Here is a 21,913-nt window from a genome sequence, read left to right as displayed (position 1 = left end):
GATCACGGCGCCGAGCGTATCGCTGCCTGGGCCATCATCTTGTCGTGCTTGGCGATGCTGCGCGCTATCAGTTCGTGGTTGACACGGGTCCATTCGACCGTGCGTCGCAGCCCCTCCCGAATGTCGATCTGCGCATTGAAGCCCAGCTCCCGCGAAGCCTTCTCAATCGACGCGAAGCGCTTACCAGATCGATCCCAGTCGCGGGCGGGCCGAAGATCGAGCGGCGTCTTGTTTCCCGTGTATTCATTGATGATGGTGGCCAGATCGAGGATGCTGGTTTCCCGACCGGTCGCCAGGTTATAGACCTCCCCGGCCGCCCCCTTTAGGGCGCACGCCATCAGTCCACGCGCCATGTCTTCGACGAAGATGAAGTCTCGACTGGCGTTTCCGCCATTATCCAGGGGAAGGGCTTCACCATTCAGCGACCGCCAGACAAACGTAGGAGTGACGTTGCGCCACACGGTGTGCACCGTACCGCGCCATTGACCTGCCCCCAATATCTCGCGAGGACCATACACATTGGAGAACCTCGCTTTCACAAACGGTAGGTGATGCTGCTGGAAGTAATAATTGCCATACAACTCCCCAATAATTTTGGAGATCGAATACGGACTATCGTGATACAGCGTTACCGGCTGCTCTTCGGTAGTTGCTGTTGGTGTGTCATAAGTTTTCTCGGCCACAGCGCAAGCAGCAGCTGCATACACCACCTTCTTAAGACCTTTGATCTCTTTGAGCCGATCAAATAGCTTGAGAGACGTCAGCGTGTTGTTGTCGTGGTCGGCAAGCGGATTGGCAATCGAAGACTGGTTGCCGTGGTAGCAAGCGAGATGAAACGCGAAGTCCAGGTCGTCAGGTAAATTCGCGAGAATTTTGTCATCGGTAATTGAGCCGAATACGAAACGTACCCGCGGTTCGGCGGGAATATTGGCAACATCGGAGGACAAGAGATTGTCCACCACAAGAATCTCACTAGGGCCTTGATCCAAAATCTGATGAACAAGGTTGCTACCAACAAACCCGGCTCCACCGACAACCAGTACTTTGGCACCAGAAAACGATAACTTTGACATAGCTGTTCCTTGATTACTGCGCCGATGGAGACTTCAGATGTGAAAACACATCGGTCACGCCATGTTTGTCATACCAGGCCAGTTGGCGACGAATGGTCTCGCTGAATCCGATGCTGGCTTTCCAGCCAAACGCTCGCGTGGTTTCAGAAGCATCCAACGAGACAACTGGAACATCATCTGCTGCAGGTGGAACCACGGGCACTTCTTTGACGCCCAGACCGAGATAGTCGGTAACAATGTCGAAAATCTCTTTGATGGAATGTGCCTCTCCGCTGGCGAGGTTAAAAACGCCTGCTGGTGCATCCACCTTGATTGCCATATCCATGAAGTCGAGGAAATCGGACATGTCCAAAAAATCGCGCGAGGTGTCAGAACAAAAGCAGTTTTGACCTGCTTTCAGGCGCTTGTAGAAGGTCGGGATGGGGCCGATGGCCAAGCGTGGTCCGGTAACGTTGGCGATACGTAGCGTCAGCGTAGGTACGCCTGACATCAGCATGAATTGCTCACCCGCTGTCTTGGTTATGCCATAACTGGTGAAAGGCGCAGTAGGGTGGCTGGCAAAAATGGGCAACTGTTGTGGTCGACCGTAGCACAGTGCTGTTTGAAAATTAATCAACCGTTTGACATTATTGGCCTTGGCTGCTCGGGCGACATGGGCACTGCCGATGACGTTGGTGCGCGAATCTTCAATCCAGTCATCAGGATCTTTGTAGGCGGCAGCAGCGTGAATGACCACGTCTGGTTTGAACTGGCTGAAGCATTGATTGACCAACGCCTCATCGGCAATGCTGCCTTCCTTGACCGTCAGTCCTTCAACCTCTGGCACGACTTCGCGTTTGCCAGTGGCGAAGTTGTCAATGACAAAAATCTGGTGACCCTGTGGCAGCCAGTACTCGATGAGGTTTGAGCCAAGGCAGCCAGCACCACCCGTAATCAAAATGCGCATCTATCTGCTCCCTTTTACTTACGTTCTTGGCGCAAGTGGGTGTATTCCCCCAGAGTGCCGTGCTGCTGGTAGTAGGCCATGGCAGCCGAAACAGTCTCCTGCAGGGGGGTAAATTCAATGTTCCCGAAGTCTTCAAAAGTACGGGATGGGTCAAGCAAAATGGAAAAGACGTCATCTGGTCCAAGCTCTTTGACCTCTGCCTTGGGCTTGCCAGGCACATCGAGCGCCTCGATGACTGCGTCGTAGAGCTCCTGAATAGCGACATCTTTTCCTGAGGAAAAGTGATATGCGCCATGGCCGACACCATCGCAGGCCTTCAGGACAACTTTGGCCAGATCCTTGACGTAAACAAAATCGCGCCGCGCTTTAGTGACGAAGCACTGTTTTCCGTCTTTCAGGCGCTGATAGAAAATTGGCAGAGGACCAGCAACATTGCGCGGGCCGACAACATTAGCTAGGCGGAAGGTAACAAAATCCACGCCGGAGAGCTCGAGGTAATACTCGTTGGTAGTTTTGGAGATGGCGTAACTGCTACTCCCCGGAAACCGCGGGTGATCCAGTCGGATGGGCTGTTGCATCGGCTTAAGACCGTAGCAAAGCGCGGTTTGGAAATAGACGAAACGCTTCACGCCAAATTTTTTAGCCCCGTCCACCATATTTGCACCGCCAACACAATTGGTCAGCGTGTCGTTGTACCAGTCATCGGGGTCTTTGTAGGAGGCGGCGGTGTGGACGATGACATCTGGCTTGAAGTCACCAATGAGCTTGTCCATCAGGGGTTTGTTGGCAATCGACTCAATCACCACGGTAAGGTTGGGGTGATCAGCCAAGTGCTCGCGCCGACCGGTTGCCAGGTTGTCAACTGCGACGACCTTGTCGCCACGCTCCAGCAACATTTCAACAACATGCGATCCGATTTGACCCAAACCACCAGTTACGAAGACTTTCATTGTGTTTTCCTTGACTAAATTAAAGTTGTTTCAGAGACAACAATCAGTTCAACAAAGCCAGAATGTCACCTGCCGCATTGCCTATTCCGTAGGGTTTTTCCCCTGCTTCGCTAGGCGGACTTTGAATTATCTCGTTCACCGCCGAGATAATTGAATCGGAGGAAGCCCCCACTAACTGATTCCACCCTAAACTGACTGTTTCAACCCACTCGGTTTCGTCGCGCATGGTGATGCAAGGCACTCCATAAAAAAATGCCTCTTTTTGAACACCACCCGAATCCGTCAAGATGAGGCGTGAAGCTTGTTCCAAGGCCACCATATCCAGGAAGGGCAGAGGTTCAGTAATGATTAGCTTGGCTAACAGATGGACTAGCCCGTAATCTGCGACAAGTTTGCGCGTGCGGGGATGCAGCGGCAGCACAACCGGCAACCTAGGCGATATTTCAGACAACGCAATAAGAATCGACATGAGCCGCCGTGGGTCATCGGTATTTTCTGCACGATGGCAGGTGGCCAGTGCGAAGCCTCCAGTTGTCACCCCCAAGTTTTGCAGTGCCTTGCTATTTTGTCTGGCGCGGTCACGATAAAAAAGGGCCACGTCGTACATGACATCGCCGACGTTATGTACGCCCTGGCAAACACCTTCTGATTTTAGGTTGTTGACAGCCGTTTCAGTGGGGCAAAATAGCAATGACGAAACACGGTCCGCAAGAATGCGGTTCACCTCTTCCGGCATGCGCATGTTGAAGGAGCGCAAGCCAGCCTCAACATGCGCAACCGGAATATGCAGTTTGGCGGCGGCCAGGGCGCCGGCCAAGGTCGAGTTGGTGTCACCGTAGATCAACAACCAATCTGGCTTTTCTTGCAGCAGGACATTCTCAACCCCCTCCAGCATGCGCCCCGTCATCGCACCATGCTGGCCACCAGAAATTTCAAGGTTGTATTTGGGATGCGGGATGTCCAGTTCCTCAAAGAAAACTTTGGACATGTTGTCGTCATAATGCTGCCCTGTGTGAACCAGCACCTCGTCAATCTGACCCACGTAATCATTGCGTATAACCCGCGAGACAGCGGCTGCCTTGATGAACTGCGGGCGGGCCCCAACTACTGTAACGATCTTCACGCCCCCCCCCCGATCACAGCTCTAACAATCGAGTCTTGAGCAAATGCTGTCAAATCAGCACTCATGGGCAAACTCATGACCTGACAGGCGAGTTTTTTGCTGATTGGGGTGCTATCCGGGCAGCACAGATGCCGATAGGCTGGCTGCTCATTGAGCGGAATCGGATAATGGACCGCAGTTGGAATCCCCGCGACTTTGAGTTGTTCCTGCAGCTGCTCGCGGTTTTCCACGAAGACCGTGTATTGGGCAAAGACGCTGGTACGGCCGGGTCGCTGGGTAACAACCGAAACCTTGCCTGCCAAGAGCTCGTTATATCGAGCCCCTATCTTGAGGCGCTGCTCGACCTCCCAATCAAAACGCTCGAACTTGGCCAGCAAGATCGCGCATTGCAGGGTATCCATACGGCCCCCGACACCGATGCGCGTATGTACATAGCGCCGTTCCTGCCCATGCACGCGTATTTCGCGCATAGCTTTGGCCAAGGCATCGTCGCTGGTAAAGATCGCGCCACCATCGCCATAGCAGCCGAGCGGTTTGCTCGGGAAGAAACTGGTGCAGCCGATGGTAGAAAGGTTACAGCTCTTCCGCCCGTTGTAGTCGGCACCGAAACTCTGCGCCGCATCTTCGATGACAGGGATGTTTCCGTGGCGCGCGGCGATGGCGTTGATTTCGTCCATGTCCGCAGCCTGACCGTAAAGACTGACTGGCATGATAGCCTTGGTCTTTGGTGTGATGGCTGCTTCGATCTTACTCACGTCGATATTACAGGTGTCAGGTTCGATATCGACAAAGACCGGCACAGCACCTAGCAGGACAATGACTTCGGCTGTAGCCACGAAGGTGAACGGGGTGGTGATAACCTCATCGCCCGCCTTGACACCAATAGCCATGAGCGCAATCAAGAGCGCTTCGGTACCCGATGCCACCGTGATGCAATGCTTGGCTTGCGTATAGGTCTCCAGCCGTTCTTCCAACTCTCGAACTTCCGGCCCCATGATGTACTGGCCATGTTCAAGCACCGTGTTAATGCGTGTCTGGATCTCGGGCTTCAGGGCTTGATACTGATGCTTAAGGTCAATAAATGGAATCATCATGGGGAAACTCGCGTAAGGCGCTGGCCTTCCAGAACATAGCATTGACCGGTATGTGCGCATTGGTGCTGCCCCTGCCCCTCAAGTGGCAAGGGAATTTGCTCTCCGAACTCACTCATCCAACCGATTTGTCTGGCCGGAACACCAACCATTAGTGCGTAAGGTTTAACATCTTTATTGATGACTGCACCCGCGCCAACGAAGGCGAATTCGCCGATCGTGGCGCCGCAAACGATAGTGCAGTTGGCGCCAAGGGTAGCGCCTTTTTTTACCAGTGTGTGGCGGTATTCACTTTTTCGTTCGATGAGCGATCGAGGATTGTAGACATTGGTAAACACCATGCTGGGGCCGCAAAAAACCCCCTCTTCGAGCGTAACGTTGTCGTACACACTGACGTTGTTTTGGATCTTGCAGTTGTCGCCAATGATGACTTTGTTGCCCACGAAGACGTTTTGGCCAAGCGAGACATTTTGGCCGACGCGGGCACCACTACATACATGAACCCAGTGCCAAACGCGACTGCCATCGCCAATTTGCGCACCATCGTCGACAATGGCAGAGGGGTGAATGGTGGCGTTCATTAATACTCCAAAGGCAGGGGAACTGTTCTACCGTCACGTGCTGATAAATAAGCTGCTATTAGCAACTCGAGCGACTTGAGCCCCTCACGGCCATCAGTTTCTGGTTCGGCCTCTCCACGCAAAACATCAACAACGTTTTTGTAGTAAAGAGGATGACCAAACCCATAAACTGAAGTGGTTTCGTAGTTGGCACTCTGGATTTGCTGGTCGTAATCCGTGGCTTCTTCAAACTGCCAGAGCTGAATGTCGTTAACTGCCACGCCACCTACGCGCACGGTGCCTTTTTCACCCAAGATGGTAATGCTGCCTTCCAAATTCTGTGGATAGGTAAGCATAGTTACGCTCATGGACCCTAGTGCACCATTGCGCCATTTGACATTGAGCACACCGGTGTCTTCAACTTCAATATCCCGCGTGGTGCTCATCATGGCTTGCACCCTTTCCACAGGGCCGATTAGCCAATCAAGCAGGTCGACGTAGTGGCTGGCTTGATTCATGAAAGCACCGCCGTCAAATTCCCAAGTTCCGCGCCAGCCGTTACCCTGATCGTAATAGGATTGGGGGCGGGTCCAGAACACATTGAGGTGGACCATATGGATTTTGCCAAAACGCTTTTCAGTCACCGCGCGCTTGAGGAGCTGCAGCGTGGTGTTACGGCGGTTTTGTTTGACGACAAAAAGGCGCACACCAGCCTCATCGCATGCTTTAACCATGCGAACACCGTCGTTCCATCTGGTGGCCATGGGCTTCTCGGTCATCACATGTATTTTGTATTTGGCAACCAGTACAGCCTGATCCGGGTGAATGCCACTTGGCGTGCACAGAGCAACGAGATCCGGTTTCTCGCTTACCAGCATTTCTTCCAAGTCCCGATAGGCTGGAACCTTATATTTCTTGGCGTGCTCCGCCAGAACCACTGGGTCGGTATCACAAATAGCGACAAGCTCGAAATCGTCTCTATGTTTTTCAATAGAGCCGAAGTGATTTTTTGAGATGCGGCCGCAGCCAACAATGGCAATTTTGATTTTGCGACCAGTAATAGAAGGATAGTGAAGCATGCCAATTTCTCGCATTTTTAAAAGGCGGAAAACGGTGAAGCCGGTATCGGCCACCGCATGACGATCAAACAAAACTTTGGGGTCGCCTAGCACCGGCTTATCACCACGGCAAAAGCACGCTGGCCAACTAGCTTCTCAGATCGAAACTCGTTACAACCGATCACAGCGATCAAGGCATCAACTGGATTTTCTTTGTCGATAGCTCCCACGCGGAAGCCGCATTCGTGGAATACCATCGGAATTAGCCCCAGGGGCATCAACCACCACTTTAGCCCCCCAATACTCGAGCTCCATAACGAGATCAGCAACTTTGCTGCCGCGGATGTCTGGGCATTTTTCTTTGAAAGTGACGCCCCCCCGCGTAGCGCCCAGAAAGCCATCTACCCCCAAGTTTGGGGGCAGGAGAGAAGGGCACCGCAGCCTCCCTATAAGACTGCCAACACCCTGCTTTAGCTTGAAACTTATCCAAACAGTATAACCGGCCACAGTGACTATTGACAATGCCTACACGAGCCGGCAAAAGCACAAATGACAAAAGTGCTTCACGCCAAGGGGCCGATCGGCTAGATAGAGGACTATTCCCTAACCATTTTCGACAAGGGCTTTGTTTCTGCGGAAATTTTGCTGGGCTGGAGCGCGATGAGAACCGAAGGAAATTAGCTGATCCCAGCCAAGTCCAACACGAAACACGAAATCCTGTCAGGGATACCCTTCCGCCCGACAGAGCTTCTGTTGCGGGATGCCTCAACCTTAGAGCCGCTATTCCCGCCCCCGCCCCGCCCCCCCCAGCACTGAAGAGTCTGAGGCGCACACAGGAAACCATTCGGCCCAAGCGTGACAAGTGGCGAGCGCGGTAGTCTGGATTTAGGCAATTGCGTGTGTGATTGCCTGTGCGTGATCACACTTTGATCACATTGGACGTGATCAGCAACAGAGAACCCGAGCAGAGCAGGAAGCAACCCGGAACTCCGCCAAAGAAAAAAGCCCTGATTTCTCAGAGCTTTATTCAAGTATCGGTTGGTGGAGAGGAGGAGGATCGAACTCCCGACCTCCGCATTGCGAACGCGGCGCTCTCCCAGCTGAGCTACCCCCCCAACGCCCTGCGATTCTAGCGCACTCCATTTCGCTTATCAAAGTGCCAAATGGCGCCGGAACCAAGCCGCTCATCCCGGCGTCTGATTTGCTAAGGAAGGATAGGAGCGATCACCATGGCAACGACTTGCAATCTGGCCGAGCGGCAATGCCAGCCGTGCGAAGGCGGCGTGGCGCCGCTCGACGTGGCGGCGGCGGCCGAAATGCTGCAATCCCTGCCGGGCTGGGCTCTCGACGAGCAACGCCTGGAGAAGAGCTTCGTATTTCGCAACCACTACGAGGCAATGGCCTTCGTCAATGCCGTCGCCTGGGTGTCGCATCGCGAAAACCATCATCCGGAACTGACGGTCGGCTACAAGGACGTCCGCATCCGCTACTGGACGCATGCCATCGGCGGCCTGTCGGAAAACGATTTCATCTGCGCCGCCAAAGTCGACAAGCTGTTCGACCAGTAAACCGCGGGCATCAGCCCTGACCGGCTCCCGCCACCGCCCGGCGCAGGCGGTCAGCGACAGCGGTCCATGCGGCGTCCTGCGGCAGGGTTTCGACGACAATCAGATCGACGCCGGCATGGTCCATGTCGCGCAAGGCAGCGTACAGGTCGTGGGCATAGCCGACCGGGTCGGCCGGCATCAGGCGCCAGGCGTGCGGCATGCCGGCCTGCGGCGGCTGGTTGGCGCTAATCACCGCGCACTTGCCGCCGCGATGGCGCTGAGCGTTGATGAAATCGAGCAGGCGTTCGCCGGCCACCATGCGCAACGGGGTGACCGGTGCGTAATGGGCTTCCAGCGAACCGGAAACGCGCGGCGCGCCAGCGGCCGTTTCGACAGCCGGCTGGCGACCGAGCACCGCTTCGAGATGGACCGGCGAGATATGGCCGGGGCGCAGGATGACCGGCTCGCCGCGCGAGCAGTCGATGATGGTCGATTCGATGCCGACCTTGCATGCCCCGCCATCGAGGATCAGCGGCACCCGGTCGCCGAGTTCTTCACCGACATGCTCGGCAGTGGTCGGGCTGATGCGTCCGAAGCGGTTAGCCGATGGCGCGGCGATCCCGGCATGCTCGCCTTTGGCGGCGGCGAAACGACGGAGCAGTTCGAGCGCTACCGGATGGCCGGGGACGCGCAGGCCGACGGTATCCTGGCCGCCGGTCACGGCAGCGGGCACCCAGGCCTGCTTTTTCAGGATCAAGGTCAGCGGGCCGGGCCAGAAGGTTTCCATCAGTTCCCAGGCGACCGCCGGCACCTGCTCGGCCCAATGGTCAACGGCGTCGTGGCCGGCCAGATGGACGATCAGCGGGTGGTCGGCCGGCCGGCCCTTGGCGGCGAAAATCTTGGCTACCGCGTCGGGGTTGGCGGCATCCGCCCCCAGGCCATAGACCGTCTCGGTCGGGATGGCGACCAGCTCGCCGGCGACCAGCAGGTCGACGGCACGCCGGTAGTCGTTGTCCGACGGGGTCATCAGTCCTTGATGCCGATGGCGGTGCGGGCGGCCAGCGCAGTCTTCTGCACCTGCTCGGCGTTGTCGCCGATGACCGTGAAGTGGCCCATCTTGCGCCCCGGACGGGCGTGGTGCTTGCCGTAGAGGTGCAGCTTCAGGTTGGGGATGGCGTACAACTTGGCCCAGTCCGGTTCGCGGTAGGTGTCACCGTCGTACCACAGGTCGCCAAGCAGATTGACCATCACCGACGCCGAGTGGGCACGCGCTTCGCCCAGCGGCAGGCCGCACAGGGCGCGCACCTGCTGCTCGAACTGGCTAGTAACGCAGGCGTCGATAGTAGCGTGGCCGCTGTTGTGCGGACGCGGCGCCATTTCGTTGACGATCAACTGGCCACGGCTGACGAAGAATTCCACGGCCATGGTGCCGATGTAGCCCAGCTTTTCGGCGATGCGGGCGGCAACATCCTCGGCGTCGCTCTTGACGCAACCGGTGGTGCGCGCCGGCGCGATGGAGACATCGAGGATGCCCTTGGTGTGCTGGTTCTCGCCAGTCGGGAAGCAGGAAACCTTACCGTTTTCATCACGCGCCAGGACGACCGACACTTCGTAATCGAGGGTCAGGCGCTGCTCCAGCACGCAATGCTCGCCCTTGAAATGGCCGAAGGCGATCAGCGCTTCGTCGCGGTTATTCACCGTCGCCTGCCCCTTGCCGTCGTAGCCGAAGCGGGCGACCTTCAGGATAGCCGGGAACAGGGAAGCATCAGCATTGCGGATGTCGTCTTCGCAATCGATCGCCGCGAAGGGACCATGCGGGAAGCCGTTGTCGCGCAGGAAGGACTTTTCGGCGATACGGTTCTGGCAGACGGCGACAGCCGCAGCGTGCGGACGCACCGGGACGAACTTGGCGAGGTAGTCCAGCGTATCGGCCGGGACGTTCTCGAACTCGGTGGTGATCGCCGCGCAGCCGTTGGCGAATTCATCGAGCGCTGCATAGTCGTTGTAATCGACGCAGAAATGGCGTTCGGCGATCTGGCCGGCCGGGCTGTTATTGTCCGGATCGAGGACCCAGACCTGGTAGCCCATTTCGTGGGCGGCGGAAACGAAGAAGCGGCCGAGCTGGCCGCCACCGAGCATGCCCAGCGTGGCGGGCGGAAGAATCATCGCGCTCATACCTCGGGCAGCTTCATGGCGAGAACCTTGTCGGTCTGCGCCTGGCGGAAAGCCTGCAGTTTGTCGTTCAGCGACGGATTATCGTTGGCCAGCATGGCGACGGCAAACAATGCGGCATTGGCGGCGCCGGCCTCGCCGATGGCGAAGGTAGCGACCGGGATACCCTTCGGCATCTGCACGATGGAATGCAGCGAATCGACGCCGGACAGCGCCTTGGACTGGACCGGCACGCCGAGCACCGGCACTGTGGTCTTGGCGGCCAGCATGCCCGGCAGGTGGGCGGCGCCGCCGGCCCCGGCGATGATCGCCTTGAGGCCGCGCTCGCCAGCCATGGCGGCGTAGTCGAACAGTAGGTCCGGCGTGCGGTGGGCGGAAACGACGCGGGCCTCGAAGGAGACGCCGAATTCCTTGAGGATGACGGCGGCGGCCTGCATGGTCGGCCAGTCGGAATCGGAGCCCATGACGACCCCGACGAGCGGTTGGTGAGCGGCGTTCATTTAGCGGATCCCTGCCTTGCGTTCGGCGGCCTCGATGGTGTTGGCCAGCAGCATGGTGATGGTCATCGGACCAACGCCGCCCGGCACCGGCGTGATCTGGCCGGCGACTTCGAGGCAGTCGGCGTAATCGACGTCGCCGCACAGCTTGCCGTCCGGCAGGCGGTTGATGCCGACGTCGATGACCACGGCGCCCAGCCGGATCATGTCGCCCTTGACGAACTTGGGCTTGCCGACGGCGGCGACGACAATGTCGGCGCGCTTGGTGTGGAAGTTCAGGTCTTTCGTCTTCGAATGGCAGACGGTGACCGTGGCGCCGGCATTGATCAGCAGCATGGCCATCGGCTTGCCGACGATGTTGGAGCGGCCGATAACAACGGCTTCCTTGCCGGTCAGATCGACATTGCCCTTCTCGAACATCTTCATGACGCCGTACGGGGTGCACGGGATGAAGCGGGGGGCACCTTGCGACAGGGCGCCGACGTTTTCGGCGTGGAAGCCGTCGACGTCTTTCTCGACCGAAATGGCTTCGAGCACCTTCTCTTCGTCGAAATGCTTGGGCAGTGGCAGTTGAACCAGGATGCCGTGGATGGCCGGATCGGCGTTCAGTTCGGCGATCTTGTCGAGCACCACCTGTTGGTCGACCTCGCGGTCATAGACGATCTTTTCGGAATGCATGCCGATGGCCAGGCAGCCATTGACCTTGTTCTTCACGTAAACCTGGGAGGCCGGGTCCTCGCCGACCAGAATGACCACTAGGCCGGGCTTGTGGCCCTTGGCCGTCAGGGTTTCCACGCGGGCCTTGAAGCTCTGGCGCAGCTCGTCTGCCAGCGCCTTGCCATCGATAATTTGTGCCGTCATCGTCGCATCCAACAAAAAGAAAACGGGAAAGGCGACTGCCTTTCCCTTTGATTTGGCGCGAATTTTACCAGAATCAGGCGGCGGCTGCTTCCACTGCTCCAACGGCCGCCCGGCCGGCCGCGAAAGCGCGGCGGTTCAACTCGACCATGCGTTCGCCTTTTTTCTCGAAACGCTTGAGCACACAGGCCAGCAGGTCATCGGCCGCGAACGGCAGGTGATCGGCAATGGCGCCGAGCATCACGGTATTGCCCAGACGGATGTCGCCCAGATCCAGCGCGATGGTGGTGGCGTCGAAAGCGACCACATTGGTGCCGGCTGCCTTCATGTCACCGACCGGATCGGCCGGATAGTCAAACAGGCCGAGTTCGACGATGGGCGGCACGAAGCGCGAGTTGTTGACCAGCGCAATGGCGCCCGGGCGCAGCATGTGCTGCCAGCGCAGCCCCTCGGCTGCCTCGAAGGCGAGCAGGACATCGGCCGTTCCCGGCACGATCTGCGGCGACAGGACCCTGTCGCCGAAGCGCAGGTGCGATGAAACGACACCGCCGCGCTGCGCCATGCCGGCGACTTCGGTTTTCTTGGCATCGTGGCCGAGCGCGATAGCGGCTTCGGCCAGGATTTCGGTGGCGGTCATGACGCCCTGGCCGCCGATGCCGACGACGAGAATATTGCTCACGTTACTCATGCCGAACAGCCTCCCTTGACCAGTTTGATCGGCGATACCGGCGCGTAATGCTGGATGGCGTCCGGCGCGCAGGGCTGGACGCACAGGCCGCAGCCGGTACACACCGACGACTCGATGCGCACGAAGGACAGATCGACCTCGCGCCCGGAAGCCTTCACTTCCTTGCCGCGCCGGGTGACGTGGATGGCCGGGCAGCCGACATCCAGGCAGTTGCCGCAGCCGGTGCACTTGTCGTCCAGCACCTCGTACGGCTTCATCTTGTGGTAATCCTTGATCAGCACGCAGGGCTGGTCGGTGACGATGACCGACACGTCGGGCACCTTGACCTCGTCGCGGATGGTCTTGAACAGGGTCGGCAGTTCATACGGATTGACCTTGTGCACCCGTTCTTCCTTGACGCCCAACGCCTTGACCAGCTTGACGAAATCGATGCGCGGCGCTTCCTCGCCGTGGATGTCGCGGCCGTTGCCCGGGTTGTCCTGGCCGCCGGTCATGCCGACGGCGCGGTTGTCGAGCAGCATGACCGTGACGTTGGCCTTGTTGTAGACCATGTCGAGCAGGCCCTGCATACCCATGTGCAGGAAGGTCGAATCGCCGATCACGGCAACGATGCGCTTGTCCTTGTCGGACTCGCCGCGCCCCTTGTCCATGCCCAGCGCGACGCCCATCGAGGCGCCCATCGACACGCAGGTATCCATCGCCTGCCACGGGTGGCCGGCGCCCAGCGTGTAGCAACCGATGTCGCCGGAGATGTTGAGGTTGCGCACCTGCGACAGCGTGTAATAGACGCCGAGGTGCGGGCAGGCCACGCACATGGTCGGCGGCCGCGGGAAAACCTGGGCCGGCTTGACGCGCAGCGGCACTTCCTCGACCGGCTCGCCGAGCAGGCGGGCGATGGCCGGCTTGATGACCGGCGGCGCCAGTTCGCCCTGCAGCGGCAGGATTTCCTTGCCAATGACCTTGATGCCCTGCGCCTTCAGCTCGGTTTCGATCAGCGGCTCGACTTCCTCGACGATGACGACCTGATCGACCTGCGCCGCCAGTTCGCGACATTTCTCGAAGGGCACCGGCCACGAGAAGCCAAGCTTGAGCACCGGCGCCTCGGGGAAGGTTTCGCGGACATGCATGTAGGCCGGACCGGAGGTGATGAAGCCGACCCGCTTGTCGCTGCCCGTCTTGATGACGTTGAGCGGCGACTGTTCGGCTTCGGCACGCAGCGTGTTGTCGCGCTGGAACATCAGCGGGATGCGCTTGCCGGCATTGCCCGGCACCATCACGAAGCGCGACGGGTCCTTCTTGAAACCGGCGCCGACGCGATCCTGGCGCTCGCCGACAGTGACCAGCGCCTTGACGTGGTTGATGCGCGTGGTCATGCGCAGGATGACCGGCACCTGGTGCTTTTCCGACAGCTCGTAGGCGGCCAGCGTCATGGCGTAGGCTTCCTGCGAATCTGCCGGCTCGAACACAGGGACGTGGGCGAAGCGCCCCCAGTAGCGGGAATCCTGCTCGTTCTGCGAGGAAGACAGGCCGACGTCGTCGGCAATGGCGATAACCAGGCCGCCAACCACGCCGGTCAGGGTCAGCGTCATCAACGCGTCGGAGGCGACGTTCATGCCGACGTGCTTCATGCAGCAGAAGGCGCGGGAGCCGGCATAGGCGGCGCCGATGGCGACTTCCAGCGACACTTTCTCGTTCACCGACCACTCGGCGTAGAGGTCCGGATAGGTCGAGATCACTTCCAGCATTTCGGTGGACGGCGTGCCGGGGTAGGCGGCAGCGACCTTGACGCCGGCCTCCCAGACGGCGCGGGCAACCGCTTCATTACCGGACATCAGGATCCGGCTCGCGGCCGGTGCGGGCAGAACTGCCGCCATAAGGACTCCTCGAAAAGCTCAGTGCGAAACCCATGATTATAGGAAGGTGATTTCCAGACCATTTGATACAAAGCAAGTCATCCAATCTTTTTATTTTGTGTCACAAGAATGCGGTCGGTTGATGGACATCAATGCCGGGATGCCCCCGGCGCGGAGAATGAGTCGCATCGCTATTCCTGTTTTGCCATGACCGCCGCCACCCTCGATCACCTCGCACCGCCGGAAGACCCCACCCGGCGCATTCCCGGCAACAAGGGAATCTGGGTCGGCATCACCTGCGAATTCGTCGAGTTCGTCGTGCTGTTCGCGGTCTATTTCATCGCCCGCTCGCACTTTCCCGAGGCCTTCCACGAAGGCGCGCAGCGCCTGAACATCGTTGCCGGCACCAGCATCACGCTGCTCATGGTGACCAGCAGCTATTGCATCGCCTGCTCGGTGAACGCCATCCGCCTCGGCCGCCAGCGCAGCGCCGTGCTCTGGCTGGTGGCAGGGCTGGTCATCGCCCTCGGCTACCCGGTCGCCAAGGTGCTCGAGATCGACTGGAACCTGGCGCATGGCATCAACGGCGAATCGGGCATTTTCTTCACCGTCTACTATTACCTGACCTTCAACCACCTGGTGCATGCCACCTGGGGCATCCTCGGCATCCTGTGGGTGCTCGCCCGCCTGCTGTTCGGCGGCTACACGGCTGACGATTACGCCGGTCTGGAAGCGCTGGCCAGCTACTGGCACGCCACCGACATCATCTGGCTGGTCATCTTCCCCTTCTTCTACGTCCTCGCCTGAACATGCCGACCAAGGACCATTTCGCCCTGATCACCACCGCCTGGCTGGCCTTGGTCGCGCTGACCCTGGCCAGCCTCGGCCTCGGTGAATGGTTCCGCGACGTCTCCTGGCTGCCGCTCGTCGTCGCCGCCATCATGTGGATCAAGGGCGCCGTCATTGCCCGCTGCTTCATCGAAGCGCACGTCGCCCATCCCTTCATCGCCCGCGTGCTCAAGGTCTTCATCGCCGTATCCCCGATCGCCCTGATCATCACTGCCTTCTTCGGCAGCACCGTGGCCCGCTGGGCCAGCGTCTAGTCCTCTTTCCCCTCTCAAAAACCGGACGAAATGCTCCCGCCGGGCATTTCGCACTACGTGTTTTCCCTAACCCAAAACAGCTAAAAAACCCGCTCGTCTTTATTGCACGATGCGAATTTTGTTTTTACAATGCGAAACACGCATTAGGGAAAGTACGGACTCGCGAACCGGTCCGCAAGGAGTAAAGTTGTTTTGCTCAACAGGCAAAACAAACAGAGTGAAACACCAACCGTGGAGACAAATCATGGCCAATCAGCCGAATGCATTGCCTGACCCTGCTGACGTAGATCCGCAGGAGACAAAAGAATGGATGGACGCCCTGGAAGGCGTCATTAACGTCGAAGGCCCGACCCGTGCTCATTACCTGATTGAGAAAGTCATCGGTCAGGCCCGCCTGAATGGCGTGGACATCCCCTACTCGGCCAATACCGAGTACATCAACACCATTCCTGCCGAGCAACAGCCCAAGTACCCGGGCAATGCCGACATGGAAATCAAGATTCACTCCTATATCCGCTGGAACGCGATGGCCATGGTCGTCCGCGCCAACAAGGACACCAACGTCGGCGGCCATATCGCCTCCTTCGCCTCCGCCGCCGCCCTGTACGACGTCGGCTTTTCGCATTTCTGGAAGAGCGTCGACCATGAAACCGGCGGCGACCTGATCTTCTTCCAGGGCCACTCGGTCCCCGGTGTCTATTCCCGCGCCTTCATGCTCGGCCGCCTGTCCGAAGAGCAGATGGACAACTTCCGCCAGGAAACCGACGGCAAGGGCATCTCGTCCTACCCGCACCCCTGGCTGATGCCGGACTTCTGGCAGTTCCCGACCGTTTCCATGGGCCTCGGCCCGATCCAGGCCATCTACCAGGCCCGCTTCATGAAATACCTGGCCTCGCGCGGCCTGATCGACGCCGCCAAGGCGGAAAAGCGCAAGGTCTGGGCTTTCCTCGGCGACGGCGAAACCGACGAAGTCGAATCGCTCGGCGCCATCGGCATGGCTGGCCGTGAAAAGCTGGACAACCTGGTCTTCGTCATCAACTGCAACCTGCAGCGTCTGGACGGCCCGGTGCGCGGCAACGGCAAGATCATCCAGGAACTGGAAGCCGAATTCCGCGGCGCCGGCTGGAACGTCGTCAAGCTGATCTGGGGCACCCACTGGGATACGCTGCTCCAGCGCGACAAGAAGGGCATCCTGAAGCAGCGCATGATGAACTGCGTGGACGGCGAATATCAGACCTTCAAGGCCAAGAACGGCGCCTACGTCCGCGAGCACTTCTTCAATACGCCGGAACTGAAGGAACTGGTCGCCGACTGGACCGACGACGAAATCTGGCAACTGAACCGCGGTGGCCACGACCTCTTCAAGATCTTCGCCGCCTACAACGCCGCCGTCACCCACAAGGGCGCCCCGACCCTGATCCTGGCCAAGACCATCAAGGGCTTCGGCATGGGCCAGGCCGGCGAGGCGATGAACATTTCCCACCAGCAGAAGAAGATGGACAAGGAGCAGATCGCCCGCTTCCGCGACCGCTTCAGCCTGCCGGTACCGGACGACAAGCTGGAAGAACTGCCCTACCTGAAGTTCGCCGAAGATTCGCCGGAATACCAGTACATGCGCCAGCGCCGCATGGACCTCGGCGGCTTCCTGCCGTCGCGCCGCCGCAAGGCCGACCCGCTGCCGGTGCCGGCGCTCGAAACCTACGCCGCCCTGCTCAAGGCTTCCGGCGAAGGCCGCGAACTGTCCACCACCATGGCCATCGTCCGCATCATGAACATGCTGTTGAAGGACAAGCAGATCGGCAAGAACATCGTCCCCATCGTGCCGGACGAGTCGCGCACCTTCGGCATGGAAGGCATGTTCCGCTCGGTCGGCATCTGGAACCAGGAAGGCCAGAACTACGTTCCGGAAGACCATGACCAGCTGATGTTCTACAAGGAATCGAAGACCGGCCAGGTCCTCCAGGAAGGCATCAACGAAGCCGGCGCCATGAGCGACTGGATCGCCGCCGCCACCGCCTACTCGGTGCATGGCGTGCAGACCGTGCCGTTCTACATCTGCTACTCGATGTTCGGTCTGCAGCGTACCCTTGACCTCGTTTGGGCAGCCGGCGACCAGCGCGCCCGCGGCTTCCTGGTCGGCGGCACGGCCGGCCGCACCACGCTGAACGGCGAAGGCCTGCAGCACGAAGATGGCCACAGCCTGGTCCTGTCGCAACTGGTGCCGAACTGCGTTTCCTACGACCCGACCTTCCAGTACGAAGTCGCGGTCATCGTTCAGGACGGCATGCGCCGCATGAACGCCGAGCAGGAAGACGTCTTCTACTACATCACCGTGATGAACGAGAACTACGAGCACCCGGAAATGCCGGCTGGTGCCGAGGCCGACATCATCAAGGGCATGTACCAGTTCAAGAAGGGCAGCGAAGGCAAGTTGCGTGTCCAGCTGCTCGGTTCGGGCACCATCTTCCGCGAAGTCATCGCCGCTGCCGACCTGCTCAAGGCCGACTGGGGCGTCGAAGCCGACATCTGGGGCTGCCCGTCCTTCAACGAACTGGCCCGCGACGGCCAGGACACCGCCCGCTGGAACCTGCTGCACCCGCTCGAAGCGCCGAAGCTGTCGCATGTCGAGCAAAAGCTGGCCGGCGCAGAAGGCCCGGTGGTTGCCGCGACCGACTACATCAAGCTGTTCTCCGAGCAGATCCGTCCGTTCGTCAAGAACACCTATGTCACGCTGGGCACCGACGGCTTCGGTCGTTCCGACACCCGCGAGAAGCTGCGTCACCACTTCGAGGTCGATCGCCACTGGGTCACGCTGGCTGCACTGAAGGCGCTGGCTGACGAAGGCAAGATCGAGCGCGAGAAGGTTGCCGCCGCCCTGGTCAAGTACAACCTGGATCCGGCCAAGCCGAATCCGATGTCGGTTTAAGGGAGGAGACGAACATGAGCCAAATCATCGAAGTCAAAGTCCCGGATATCGGCGATTTCTCCGACGTGCCGGTCATCGACCTGTTCGTCAAGGTCGGCGACAGCATCAAGATCGACGATGCCATCGCCACCCTGGAATCCGACAAGGCAACCATGGACGTGCCGAGCACCGTTGAAGGCGTGGTCAAGGAAGTCCTCGTCCAGCTCGGCTCCAAGGTCAGCGAAGGTGCCGTCCTGATCAAGGTCGAGAGCGGCGCGGCTGCAGCCGCCCCGGCCCCGCAAGCCGCCGCTCCCGCTGCTGCACCGGCTCCGGCCGCTGCGCCGGCACCCGCTGCTGCCGCCCCCGCCGCCGGTGGTGGCGTGGTCGAGGTCAAGGTGCCGGATATCGGCGACTTCTCCGACGTGCCGGTCATCGACCTGTTCGTCAAGGTCGGCGACAGCATCAAGGTAGACGACGCCATTGCCACCCTGGAATCCGACAAGGCCACCATGGACGTGCCGAGCACCGTTGCCGGTACCGTCAAGGAAGTGCTGGTCCAGCTCGGCTCCAAGGTCAGCGAAGGCGTGGTGCTGATCAAGGTCGAAAGCGGCGCTGCCGCCCCGGCCGCTGCCTCCGCCCCTACCCCGCAAGCCGCTGCCCCGGCTCCGGCCGCTGCCGCACCGGTTGCCGCTGCTGCTCCGGCTGCCGCGCCCGCCGCTGCTGCAGCTCTGGCCCCGGCTCTGCCGATCGGTGCCAAGCTCCATGCCTCGCCGTCGGTCCGCGCCTATGCCCGCGAACTCGGCATCGATCTCTCCAAGGTCGCCGCCACCGGTCCGAAGGGCCGCATCGTCAAGGAAGACCTGACCAAGTACGTCAAGGGCGTGCTGTCCGGCGCCATTTCGGGCCCGGTCGCCTCGGCTGGCGGCGGCATCACCGGCGGCGGCGTGCTCGATCTGCTGCCCTGGCCGAAGGTCGATTTCAGCAAGTTCGGTGAAATCGAAGTCAAGCCGTTGTCGCGTATCAAGAAGATTTCCGGCCAGAATCTGTCGCGCAACTGGGTGATGATCCCCGCCGTGACCTATCACGAAGATGCCGACATCACCGATCTGGAAGCCTTCCGCGTCCAGCTCAACAAGGAAAACGAGAAGGGTGGCGGCGCCAAGCTGACCATGCTGGCTTTCCTAGTCAAGGCTTGCGTCAAGGCCCTGCAAAAGTTCCCCGAGTTCAACGCTTCGCTCGACGGCGACAACCTGGTGCTGAAGAAGTACTTCAACATCGGTTTCGCGGCCGACACCCCGAATGGTCTGGTCGTTCCGGTGATCAAGAACGCCGACAAGAAGTCGGTCTTCGAAATCGCCCAGGAATCCGGCGATCTGGCCAAGCTGGCGCGTGACGGCAAGCTGAAGCCGGCCGACATGTCCGGCGCCTGCTTCACCATTTCCTCGCTCGGCGGCATCGGCGGCACCTACTTCGCGCCCATCGTCAATGCGCCGGAAGTGGCCATCCTCGGTGTCAACAAGTCGACGATGAAGCCGGTGTGGGACGGCAAGCAGTTCGTGCCGCGCCTGACCCTGCCGATGTCGCTGACCGCCGACCACCGCGTCATCGACGGCGCGCTGGCCACCCGCTTCAACGTCTATGTCGCCCAGCTGCTGGCCGACTTCCGCCGCGTCGCGCTGTAAGGGGAGATGACCATGAGTCTCGTTGAAGTCAAAGTCCCGGATATCGGCGATTTTTCCGACGTGCCGGTCATCGACCTGTTCGTCAAGGTCGGCGATAGCATCAAGATCGATGACGCGATCGCCACGCTGGAATCGGACAAGGCCACCATGGACGTGCCCTGCACGGTCGAAGGCACGGTCAAGGAAGTGCTGGTCCAGCTCGGCTCCCGCGTCAGCGAAGGCGCCGTGCTGATCAAGGTGGAAGCCGGCGCGGCAGCCGCCGCCTCGGCTCCCGCTGCGTCCCCCGCTCCCGCCGCCGCTCCGGCGGCTGCCCCGGTTGCTGCGCCGACCGCGGCCAGCCACGGCGGCACGGCCGATCTCGAGTGCGAAATGCTCGTCCTCGGCGCCGGCCCCGGCGGCTATTCGGCCGCCTTCCGCTCGGCCGACCTCGGCATGAAGACCATCATCGTCGAGCGTTACGCAACGCTGGGCGGCGTCTGTCTGAACGTCGGCTGCATCCCGTCCAAGGCCCTGCTGCATGTTGCCGCGGTCATGGAAGAAGCCCAGCACGCGGCCGATCTCGGCGTCACTTTTGCCGCCCCGACGGTCGATATCGACAAGCTGCGCGCCCATAAGGACAAGGTTGTCGGCAAGCTGACCGGCGGTCTGGCCGGCATGGCCAAGGGCCGCAAGGTCGACATCGTGCGCGGCTACGGCTCCTTCCTCGATCCGAATCACATCGAGGTCGAAGTCACCGACGGCACGTCGCAGGACAAGACCGGCGTCAAGAAGATCATCAAGTTCCAGAAGTGCATCATCGCCGCCGGTTCGGCCGCCGTGCATCTGCCCTTCATCCCGCGCGACCCGCGCATCGTCGATTCGACCGGTGCGCTTGAACTGCGCTTCGTGCCGGAGAAGATGCTGGTCATCGGCGGCGGCATCATCGGCCTGGAAATGGCCACCGTCTATTCCACCCTCGGCTCCCGCGTCGATGTCGTGGAAATGATGGACGGCCTGATGCAGGGTCCCGACCGTGACGCCGTCAAGGTCTGGGAAAAGCAGAACGCCAGCCGCTTCGACAAGATCATGCTGAAGACCAAGACGGTCGCCGTCGACGCCAAGGAGGACGGCCTGTACGTGACCTTCGAAGGCGAAGGCGTGTCGCCGGAACCGGTCAAGTACGACATGATCCTGCAGGCCGCCGGCCGCGCGCCGAACGGCAAGAAGATCGGCGCCGACAAGGCGGGCGTCGTCGTCACCGACCGCGGTTTCATTCCGGTCGACGCCCAGATGCGCACCAACGTGCCGCATATCTTCGCCATCGGCGACGTCGTCGGCAATCCGATGCTGGCCCACAAGGCGGTGCATGAAGCGCACGTTGCCGCCGAAGTCGCCGCCGGTCACAAGGCCGCCTTCGACGCGCAGGTCATCCCGGGCGTCGCCTACACCCATCCGGAAGTGGCGTGGGTCGGCTACACCGAGGAACAGGCCAAGAAGGAAGGCCGCAAGGTCGAGACCTCCAAGTTCCCGTGGGCTGCCTCAGGCCGCGCCATCGCCAACGGTGCCGACTACGGCTTCACCAAGCTGATCTTCGACGCCGAAACGCACCGCGTCATCGGCGGCGCCATCGTCGGCCCGTCGGCCGGCGACATGATCGGCGAAGTCTGCCTGGCCATCGAAATGGGTTGCGATGCCGTCGATATCGGCAAGACCATCCACCCGCACCCGACCCTGGGCGAAACCGTCGGCATGGCCGCCGAAGTCGCCCACGGCACTTGCACGGACGTTCCGCCGCCGCGCAAGAAGTAAAGTCCTCTGCGTTACGCTA

19 protein-coding genes and 1 tRNA gene are annotated in these 21,913 nt (G+C 60.1%); 6 read left to right on the top strand and 14 right to left on the bottom strand.

Annotated features, from left to right (window positions below):
• Positions 1-2: 2 nt before the first annotated feature.
• The 8 genes from LZ012_RS04540 to LZ012_RS04505 all read right to left on the bottom strand — a co-directional run bounded on the left by LZ012_RS04540 (position 3) and on the right by LZ012_RS04505 (position 7,916).
• Positions 3-1,073: an NAD-dependent epimerase/dehydratase family protein gene (locus tag LZ012_RS04540; RefSeq protein WP_275707975.1), complete on the bottom strand. Its 1,071-nt coding sequence runs from the start codon at positions 1,071-1,073 to the stop codon at positions 3-5.
• Positions 1,074-1,086: 13 nt separating this feature from the next.
• On the bottom strand, positions 1,087-2,019 hold the full coding sequence (locus LZ012_RS04535) for an NAD-dependent epimerase/dehydratase family protein (RefSeq protein ID WP_275707973.1): 933 nt from the start codon (positions 2,017-2,019) through the stop codon (positions 1,087-1,089).
• Between the two features lie 14 nt (positions 2,020-2,033).
• Positions 2,034-2,969 carry an NAD-dependent epimerase/dehydratase family protein gene (locus tag LZ012_RS04530; protein WP_275707971.1) on the bottom strand — a complete coding sequence of 312 codons (936 nt, stop codon included), beginning with the start codon at positions 2,967-2,969 and terminating at the stop codon, positions 2,034-2,036.
• Positions 2,970-3,012: 43 nt separating this feature from the next.
• A complete protein-coding gene (wecB, locus tag LZ012_RS04525) occupies positions 3,013-4,092 on the bottom strand; it encodes a non-hydrolyzing UDP-N-acetylglucosamine 2-epimerase (protein WP_275707969.1) in 1,080 nt (359 codons plus the stop codon).
• The gene (locus LZ012_RS04520; protein WP_275707967.1) at positions 4,089-5,186 is read right to left on the bottom strand and encodes a DegT/DnrJ/EryC1/StrS family aminotransferase; all 1,098 of its coding nucleotides are present in this window, start codon (positions 5,184-5,186) and stop codon (positions 4,089-4,091) included. The genes wecB and LZ012_RS04520 overlap by 4 nt, the downstream gene beginning before the upstream one ends.
• Positions 5,183-5,764 carry a UDP-2-acetamido-3-amino-2,3-dideoxy-D-glucuronate N-acetyltransferase gene (gene wbpD / locus LZ012_RS04515; protein WP_275707965.1) on the bottom strand — a complete coding sequence of 194 codons (582 nt, stop codon included), beginning with the start codon at positions 5,762-5,764 and terminating at the stop codon, positions 5,183-5,185. Before wbpD ends, LZ012_RS04520 begins: the two co-directional genes overlap by 4 nt.
• Positions 5,764-6,915, bottom strand: coding sequence for a Gfo/Idh/MocA family protein (locus tag LZ012_RS04510; protein ID WP_275707962.1), 1,152 nt, complete (start codon positions 6,913-6,915; stop codon positions 5,764-5,766). The genes wbpD and LZ012_RS04510 overlap by 1 nt, the downstream gene beginning before the upstream one ends.
• A gap of 925 nt (positions 6,916-7,840) precedes the next feature.
• Positions 7,841-7,916: transfer RNA gene (locus LZ012_RS04505), tRNA-Ala, on the bottom strand.
• A 114-nt stretch (positions 7,917-8,030) separates the two neighbouring features.
• On the opposite strand from LZ012_RS04505, the gene LZ012_RS04500 reads away from it, so the two are divergent.
• Positions 8,031-8,369 carry a 4a-hydroxytetrahydrobiopterin dehydratase gene (locus tag LZ012_RS04500; protein ID WP_275707959.1) on the top strand — a complete coding sequence of 113 codons (339 nt, stop codon included), beginning with the start codon at positions 8,031-8,033 and terminating at the stop codon, positions 8,367-8,369.
• A gap of 10 nt (positions 8,370-8,379) precedes the next feature.
• On the opposite strand, the gene LZ012_RS04495 is transcribed toward LZ012_RS04500, so the two are convergent.
• From LZ012_RS04495 to LZ012_RS04470, 6 genes are all read right to left on the bottom strand, one after another.
• Complete coding sequence (locus LZ012_RS04495) at positions 8,380-9,375, bottom strand: L-threonylcarbamoyladenylate synthase (RefSeq protein ID WP_275707956.1); 996 nt, start codon at positions 9,373-9,375, stop codon at positions 8,380-8,382.
• Positions 9,375-10,514 carry a 5-(carboxyamino)imidazole ribonucleotide synthase gene (locus tag LZ012_RS04490; protein WP_275707954.1) on the bottom strand — a complete coding sequence of 380 codons (1,140 nt, stop codon included), beginning with the start codon at positions 10,512-10,514 and terminating at the stop codon, positions 9,375-9,377. The genes LZ012_RS04495 and LZ012_RS04490 overlap by 1 nt, the downstream gene beginning before the upstream one ends.
• 5 nt (positions 10,515-10,519) lie before the next feature.
• Positions 10,520-11,020, bottom strand: a complete 501-nt coding sequence (gene purE, locus LZ012_RS04485) for a 5-(carboxyamino)imidazole ribonucleotide mutase (protein WP_275707952.1) — start codon at positions 11,018-11,020, stop codon at positions 10,520-10,522.
• A complete protein-coding gene (gene folD / locus LZ012_RS04480) occupies positions 11,021-11,878 on the bottom strand; it encodes a bifunctional methylenetetrahydrofolate dehydrogenase/methenyltetrahydrofolate cyclohydrolase FolD (RefSeq protein ID WP_275707949.1) in 858 nt (285 codons plus the stop codon).
• Positions 11,879-11,951: 73 nt separating this feature from the next.
• On the bottom strand, positions 11,952-12,563 hold the full coding sequence (locus tag LZ012_RS04475; RefSeq protein ID WP_275707947.1) for an indolepyruvate oxidoreductase subunit beta: 612 nt from the start codon (positions 12,561-12,563) through the stop codon (positions 11,952-11,954).
• Positions 12,560-14,437, bottom strand: a complete 1,878-nt coding sequence (locus tag LZ012_RS04470; protein WP_275707945.1) for a thiamine pyrophosphate-dependent enzyme — start codon at positions 14,435-14,437, stop codon at positions 12,560-12,562. The genes LZ012_RS04475 and LZ012_RS04470 overlap by 4 nt, the downstream gene beginning before the upstream one ends.
• 186 nt (positions 14,438-14,623) lie before the next feature.
• Between LZ012_RS04470 and LZ012_RS04465 the strand changes: the two genes are divergently transcribed.
• The 5 genes from LZ012_RS04465 (at position 14,624) to lpdA (ending at position 21,894) form a co-directional block, all read left to right on the top strand.
• Positions 14,624-15,223 (top strand): cytochrome c oxidase subunit 3 family protein, encoded by a 600-nt coding sequence (locus tag LZ012_RS04465; protein WP_275707942.1) that lies wholly within the window; start codon positions 14,624-14,626, stop codon positions 15,221-15,223.
• A gap of 2 nt (positions 15,224-15,225) precedes the next feature.
• Positions 15,226-15,519 carry a hypothetical protein gene (locus LZ012_RS04460; RefSeq protein WP_275707939.1) on the top strand — a complete coding sequence of 98 codons (294 nt, stop codon included), beginning with the start codon at positions 15,226-15,228 and terminating at the stop codon, positions 15,517-15,519.
• Positions 15,520-15,763: 244 nt separating this feature from the next.
• Positions 15,764-18,445, top strand: a complete 2,682-nt coding sequence (aceE, locus tag LZ012_RS04455) for a pyruvate dehydrogenase (acetyl-transferring), homodimeric type (RefSeq protein ID WP_275707937.1) — start codon at positions 15,764-15,766, stop codon at positions 18,443-18,445.
• A gap of 14 nt (positions 18,446-18,459) precedes the next feature.
• Positions 18,460-20,106, top strand: a complete 1,647-nt coding sequence (gene aceF, locus LZ012_RS04450; protein ID WP_275707934.1) for a dihydrolipoyllysine-residue acetyltransferase — start codon at positions 18,460-18,462, stop codon at positions 20,104-20,106.
• 12 nt (positions 20,107-20,118) lie between these two features.
• On the top strand, positions 20,119-21,894 hold the full coding sequence (gene lpdA / locus LZ012_RS04445) for a dihydrolipoyl dehydrogenase (protein ID WP_275707931.1): 1,776 nt from the start codon (positions 20,119-20,121) through the stop codon (positions 21,892-21,894).
• The last annotated feature ends 19 nt before the right edge of the window (positions 21,895-21,913 follow it).

It is taken from the genome of Dechloromonas hankyongensis, assembly GCF_022012295.1.
GTDB classification, from domain to species: Bacteria; Pseudomonadota; Gammaproteobacteria; order Burkholderiales; family Rhodocyclaceae; genus Azonexus; species Azonexus hankyongensis.
The sequence above is the reverse complement of the archived record's forward strand: the minus strand, read 5'-3'. Positions and strand labels throughout refer to the sequence as shown.